The organism is Staphylococcus sp. GDB20D11A, from assembly GCF_016893255.1.
Lineage (GTDB): Bacteria > Bacillota > Bacilli > Staphylococcales > Staphylococcaceae > Staphylococcus > Staphylococcus aureus.
In genome coordinates this window covers 146,395-152,935 of record NZ_JAFEPJ010000008.1, presented here as the reverse complement: position 1 = coordinate 152,935, position 6,541 = coordinate 146,395, and the positions used below count along the sequence as shown (strand labels likewise).

General features: G+C 30.5%; 7 protein-coding genes. 3 read left to right on the top strand and 4 right to left on the bottom strand.

Going from position 1 to position 6,541, the window contains the following annotated elements; genetic code table 11:
• Window positions 1–1,681 (bottom strand): DEAD/DEAH box helicase family protein (locus tag JV528_RS06510; protein WP_204254814.1); only part of this gene is annotated, 1,681 nt, incomplete at its 3' end.
• Between the two features lies 1 nt (window position 1,682).
• Window positions 1,683–2,075, bottom strand: a complete 393-nt coding sequence (locus JV528_RS06505; RefSeq protein WP_000755954.1) for a (deoxy)nucleoside triphosphate pyrophosphohydrolase — start codon at window positions 2,073–2,075, stop codon at window positions 1,683–1,685.
• A 131-nt stretch (window positions 2,076–2,206) separates the two neighbouring features.
• Here JV528_RS06505 and JV528_RS06500 point away from each other — a divergent pair, with 131 nt between their 5' ends.
• The 3 genes from JV528_RS06500 to JV528_RS06490 all read left to right on the top strand — a co-directional run bounded on the left by JV528_RS06500 (window position 2,207) and on the right by JV528_RS06490 (window position 5,017).
• Entirely contained in the window at window positions 2,207–4,015 is a 1,809-nt protein-coding gene (locus tag JV528_RS06500) for a phospho-sugar mutase (RefSeq protein ID WP_204177303.1), read from the top strand.
• Between the two features lie 283 nt (window positions 4,016–4,298).
• On the top strand, window positions 4,299–4,565 hold the full coding sequence (scrA, locus tag JV528_RS06495) for a SaeRS system activator ScrA (protein WP_000678764.1): 267 nt from the start codon (window positions 4,299–4,301) through the stop codon (window positions 4,563–4,565).
• 143 nt (window positions 4,566–4,708) lie between these two features.
• Window positions 4,709–5,017, top strand: coding sequence for a hypothetical protein (locus tag JV528_RS06490; RefSeq protein ID WP_000217724.1), 309 nt, complete (start codon window positions 4,709–4,711; stop codon window positions 5,015–5,017).
• 105 nt (window positions 5,018–5,122) lie between these two features.
• Here JV528_RS06490 and JV528_RS06485 read toward each other — a convergent pair whose 3' ends face one another.
• A complete protein-coding gene (locus JV528_RS06485; protein WP_078061123.1) occupies window positions 5,123–5,326 on the bottom strand; it encodes a hypothetical protein in 204 nt (67 codons plus the stop codon).
• A 10-nt stretch (window positions 5,327–5,336) separates the two neighbouring features.
• Window positions 5,337–6,530 (bottom strand): MFS transporter, encoded by a 1,194-nt coding sequence (locus JV528_RS06480; RefSeq protein WP_014532699.1) that lies wholly within the window; start codon window positions 6,528–6,530, stop codon window positions 5,337–5,339.
• Window positions 6,531–6,541 lie beyond the last annotated feature (11 nt).

Genomic DNA, 6,541 nt, shown 5'->3' with positions numbered 1-6,541 from the left:
TTTGAAGGGAGCATTTCATTACAGTAACATACTCTTTATTTGCACTTTTTCTTAACCCTCTACCAAGTTGCTGAATGAATATAATACTAGACTCAGTTGGTCTCAGCATTACAACTTGATTGACTTCTGGAATATCAATACCTTCGTTAAATAAATCTACAGTTATAATATAGTTAATCTTACCTTCTCTTAATTTTTCTATTACAATTTGGCGATAATTAACACTATCGTCTCCTGTTAAAGCGACACTTTTAATCCCTTTTGAACTTAGTTTATCCGCTAAATCATAAGCTTCTTTTTTGCTACTTACAAAAATTAATCCTTGTAAAATTTCACCTGAATATCCATAGTAATCTGTCTTTTGAATAATATAATTAACTCTTTCATCAGAAGTTAAATATCTCAGTTTAGTTACATCATCTTCTTTAATACCTTGATGTACATAATCAGTCACACCAAAATAATGAAATGGACATAAAATATCACTTTCTAATGCTGCTTGTAACCTTATTTCATATGCAATATTATAATCAAACAGTTCAAATATACTTAATTCATCTGATCTTTCTGGTGTAGCAGTCATTCCCAGCATGAACTTAGGTTTGAAGTAGTTAAATACTCGTTGATAAGTAGATGCAGCAGAACGATGCGCTTCATCAAAAACAATATAATCAAATTCATTTTCATCAAATTGCTTAAAATTATCATCTCTAGATAATGTTTGAATGGTTGCAAATAAATATTTGGCATCGACATCTCTATGTTTTCCTGTCAACAATCCAAAATCACTATCATTTTTTATAGGTAATACTTTTTTAAATTCTTCCTTAGCTCTATTTAAAATCCCCTCATTATGAACAATAAATAAAAATTTATTAGGGTTTACTTCTCTAACATCTAATGCACATAAAATCGTTTTACCTGTACCAGTTGCAGATATTATTAACGCCTTATCTTTGGCTTTATCCCTAATAGCTTTTAATGACCTTAATGCTTCTGCTTGCATTAAATTGGGTACAATTTCCACTGATTTTTTCACCTTATCAGCTAGCAGCATTTGAGTTTGTTCAACCTCCGCTAATTTTTCTAAGGAACGGTACTCAAATGATTCTTTATATGAATTAATCCATTGCTCAGTCAGTGGGGTACTCTTTTGCCATAACAAGTTAAATTCACTTTTTACACTATCAACTAAATCGCCATTTTTCATAGTAGACAGTAAAACATTATGCTCATAATTAACCTTTAACGCATTAGATGTTAAATTAGAGCTTCCTATTACCATAGAACTATAATCCTTATGCTCAAAAATATATCCTTTGGCATGGAATCCAGCAATATCAGTTAATCTTACCTCTACATTTTTTAATTTAAGTAATTCTCCATACATTTTAGGACTATTAAACCCTAAGTAATTAGATGTTAATATTTTCCCTTTAACACCCTTATTGCTTAAATCTAATAGTTGAGCCTTTAAGCTAGCTAAACCGCTTTCTGTTATAAAAGCCACAGAAAAATAGAACGTTTCACATTTTTGAAGTTCATCTATAATTGTTGAAAGAACTTTTTCATTTTTATTATTTACTAAAAGCTTCGGTGTATAATTACCTTTATGAGAAATATCTTTGTCTATAAACCCTTTATGTAAAGATTGATTGAAATCATTTAGTAATCTACTCATATTATCCCTCAGTCATAATTTTATTAACGGCTGGTATATCCGCTGGGGCCCAATTTAATTTATCAAGTTCGTTTATTGACAACCATTCAATACTCTTATGTTCAGTTAGAGTTGGTAACTCTTTGTTTAAAGTACATTTGTATGTTGTTAACCTAACAATTCCAAAATCATATTCATGTTCTGTAGTTATAACTTTGTCTCCAACAATTAAATCACATTTCATTTCTTCTCTAATTTCTCTAATCAAAGCGTCTTTTTCAGTTTCATTCTTTTCAACCTTACCGCCAGGAAATTCCCACATTAAAGGCAGACTCATTTTTTCACTTCTCTGTGCACAAAGAATTTTGTTATCAGAAAAAATAATAGCTCCTACTACATTGATTACTTTTTTCATAAGACTCACCCTTCAATTTAAAATCATCTTAATTGTTATTCTATCAAAAATTACAAAACTATATATAAATCAATATTAAAAATTAATATTTTACATTTTCCTGCATGATATATCACTCTTACATCTACTCCATGCATTTTCATACACATCTATTATATAATACTTGTGAAAAGTATTGTCTTCGGGCTGTGTTTTTTTACTTTTGGGGCGTATTTCTTTATAATTCATTACATAAATGTAAGGGCTTTAGTTTTCATGTTTTATTAAGTCTAACTGAGATTTTGAAAGGATGTTTAGCAACAATGGATAAAGAATTATGGATAGAAAGAGCTAATGATAGTTTAGTTGAACATTTTTATGAGCAGCAATCTGACATTGAACAGCGAGAAGGTTTTGAAAGTAAATTAACGTTTGGTACTGCGGGTATACGCGGAAAATTCGGTCTTGGTGAAGGTCGACTTAATAAGTTTACTATTGAAAAATTGGCATTAGGTTTAGCGCGTTATTTAAATGCACAAACAAACAATCCAACAATAGTCATTCATTATGATATTAGACATCTTTCAACTGAATTCGCCCAAATTATTGCTAATGTATTAGCAAACCATCAAATAACAGTTTATTTACCTGATACATATAAAACGACACCGGAATTATCGTTCGCGGTGCGCAATCTTAATACTACTGCTGGCATTATGATTACAGCAAGTCATAATCCGAAAGACTATAACGGCATTAAAGTATATGGTTCTGATGGCGCGCAACTATCGACTGATGCATCTGAGCTTGCAAGTCGTTATATCGAAGAAGTTGGCGATCCATTACATATTGATATACCTATTTCAAAACAAAATACATCTTATATCAAGCCATTTCCGAAATCTGTAACTGATGACTATATGAAACACATTCAAAATATGATTGGCTATATTCCTAAATCTGATTTACAAGTTGTGTTCACTAGTTTGCATGGTACAAGTGTTCCGATTGTACCTAAGTTATTAAAATCTTTGAATTTCAATCAATTTAATCTTGTAGAAGCACAATGTAAACCTGATCCGAATTTCAGCTCAGTTCAAAGTGCTAATCCTGAAGATCATCGCGCTTTTGATCAAGCAATCGAACTTGCAAATAAAAGTCATGCAGACTTATTAATATCAACTGACCCTGATGCGGATCGACTTGGTATTGCTGAACGTGATGCACATGGTCATATCACGTATTTTAATGGCAACCAAATTGGTGCGCTGTTACTTAATTATCGTATTCAACAAACGTCTCAATTACGTCACCGCTTAATGATTCAATCTATTGTAAGTAGTGAGTTAACAAAGTCATTAGCACACTATAATAATGTTGAATACAAAGAGGTGCTGACTGGCTTTAAATTTATTGCTCAGGAAATAAGACAACTGGACGATCATCAAAATATGATTTTCGCCTTTGAAGAGAGTTACGGTTTTTTATCAGAGCCTTTTGTACGTGATAAAGATGCCGTACAAATTGTGCCACTTATTATAAAATACGCTTCTGAGTTAAAATTATATGGCAAAACATTGAAAGATGAATTAGAACAGATTTATCAAACTGTTGGTAGACATGAGGATACATTATTCTCGCATACGCTAGAAGGATTAGAAGGTAAGAAAAAAATTGAATCAATTATGACACATTTCCGTTCAAATCCACCGCAAGAGATTCAAGGACTGAAAGTGAAAGCAATTGAAGATTATTTAACTAGCGAGGTTTATCAGTTGGACAAAGATACAACGTCGCAGATTAATTCTCCTAAATCAAATGTTATTCGTGTCTTATTTGACGAAGGATTTATCGCTTTACGTCCTTCTGGTACTGAACCTAAAATTAAATTATATGTGTCGTTAAAATGTCCGAATTCTGATGATGTAGCTCAAAAAATTAATGCGATGATTTTTAGCTAATTAAAAATTTTATACATCGAAATATTACATTTCATTTTATACTTATCAGCCCTTTTGAAACTAGAATCCTTATGTTTTCGCGTTTTGAAGGGGCTAATTTGTAATAATTTTTCAAAAGTATATTAGAAAATTAATTTTCATGTATTTTTCATATTAAGCGGTAATAATATAATAATTAATACCGCGACCTATTTAATTGTTTTCGCGATGAAAAAGGTTTAGAATTACAAAAATAACTATTTTAAATTTAGTTACAAATATATTTTAGAAAGGATGTGAAATAATGAAAGGCTCTAAACAAATACTTTTGATTATGGGCATTATATCTCTTATTGTTTTATTTATTTTTACACTATTCATCATGGCACAATATGCAAAACATTATGAACAAAAATCCGACAGTTCCAACGCACATACTTTAAATTCATCATCAGCCATAATTGAGCAACATACTATGTCGAATTTAGCGTCTCTAGATTTATACGCTCCTGTTCGTAACATTACTTCTAGTCGTGATATTCATCCCATTTATTTCATGACAAAAGATTAAAACTTCCTTTTTCATAACCCCATTCATTCAACTAATAAATTAAAAAATGATAAAAACGTACTGTTTTTTAGAAACATACATATATAAGAAACGCATCCATTACTAAAAGACAGTACATTATATTCTATCGGGAAGGTGCAACAATGACCGTCAACATCGTAGTTTCTATCGTGTTCTGTATCAGTATGGTTATATTAGGCATTTATGTCGCAATAACTAAAGATTTCACACTAATTTCTTATATAAATCAAACGACCATTGCAGATAAACACAAGAACCAAATTGCATATATATTTGCGTTATGTATCAGTTTGAGTGCAGTATTTTTAATGTCTGCAATTCTATGCTTTGAATATGATTTTATTGCATTGTCATTCTTATTTTTAACGATAGCATTATTACTTATCGCATTATTCTACGTTTGCTTTTATAAAATTACAAAATACCCATAAATGGTTGCGTTAAATTGGTAGTAATTTTTCGGTGCGCTGTCAGTAGTCAATTAATCGCGAAAAAAATACAACCTTGTACGAATACAAAGTTGCATTAATATAGAATCATTTATGCTTTTTAATATCACAAAATAAATTGATTAAACTAGCTAAAATAGTCAAAATTGGAATCAAGATTACATAAATATCATGACCTCTAGATATTAGTATACATAATATAATTAGCGACCCTATTATAATTGCTAAATTATAAGCCAAACTAATTTTATATTTCATTTCAATTCCCACCTTAATAGCATTGATTAAAATTCTATTATGTTTACATAGACTTCTTAAAAAACTTTAACCCAGCTAAGCTAAGCATTGAAATAATTGCACCTCCTGATATAAATATATTACTTAAGCTTAGTAAAGGTATAATTAAACTTATCAGTCCTAAAGATAATGTATCCGCTGCGTAATTCGATGTAGATGAGATACTAAATACTTTCCCCATCAAATGATTTGGCGTTTTTATTTGAATGGCAACTGATCTTGTTAGTCCCTCTATAGATTGTCCAAGTCCCACTAAAGTTGCACCTATATATAGTATCGCCACACTTGGAAACACATTAATTATCGACAAGCCAATTCCCCAAACTAAAACACCAATACTAAATTTAAAGATTAATCGTTTTTCTGACAGCAACCCCATAATCAATGACATTAGTAAAGACGCAATACCTAAACATGATGTAGCTAGTCCATATACACCAACGCCCTCTTTTAATATATTGGAAATAAACAATGGTAATGCAACACGCCAAAGGCCAGTATTAATCAATATGCAGGCAAATTGAATGATAATGATAAATGGAATTTCTTTAGATTGTTTCAAGAATTCCCAAGTTTCAGAAAAATCCTCTTTTGAGTGTCTATCAATCATGTTGTTATTTGTATATTTTAAAAGTGCATTAAAAATAAATCCTAAAAATAGCAATATACTGCAAATAAAAAAGATGCCAACATTGCCAACTAGTATTACAATGACACCAATTAAAGCAGGTAAAATAATATTTGAGCCTCTTTGCAAACTATCGATTAACGCATTACTTGTTGCTAAATGCTCCTCATCAATAATTTCAGGAAGAATTGCCCTAAACGCAGGATCCGTATAGCAGTTAATAATGGTGATAGCTGTAGATATGGTTAGAATCGTCAGATAATTTAAATTTGATGTTATTGCAAGTAAAGGAATAATTATTATAATCAAACTTAGTATAAGATCAGATAGATAAAGTATTTTCTTTTTATTATGTTTATCAGAATATGCGCCACCGAAAATACCAAATATAATAAATGGTAGTGTTTGACTCATAACCATCATTGATAATTTTAAAGATGATTGGTTTGTCAATTCAACGGTAAACCAAATTATTTGCAACGAAAACAGCACAAAGCAACTCCGACGTAAGAAATTACCAATCAATAAATATGTAAAGTTTCTATTTTTCAAAACTTCTAAGTACAACATATTTATCACCT

Bases quoted from the DNA above. Each gene is read 5' to 3' on its own strand.
- JV528_RS06480 (WP_014532699.1), bottom strand. From the start codon at position 6,530: ATGTTGTACTTAGAAGTTTTGAAAAATAGAAACTTTACATATTTATTG.
- scrA (WP_000678764.1), top strand. From the start codon at position 4,299: ATGAAAGGCTCTAAACAAATACTTTTGATTATGGGCATTATATCTCTT.
- JV528_RS06505 (WP_000755954.1), bottom strand. From the start codon at position 2,075: ATGAAAAAAGTAATCAATGTAGTAGGAGCTATTATTTTTTCTGATAAC.
- JV528_RS06500 (WP_204177303.1), top strand. From the start codon at position 2,207: ATGCATTTTCATACACATCTATTATATAATACTTGTGAAAAGTATTGT.
- JV528_RS06490 (WP_000217724.1), top strand. From the start codon at position 4,709: ATGACCGTCAACATCGTAGTTTCTATCGTGTTCTGTATCAGTATGGTT.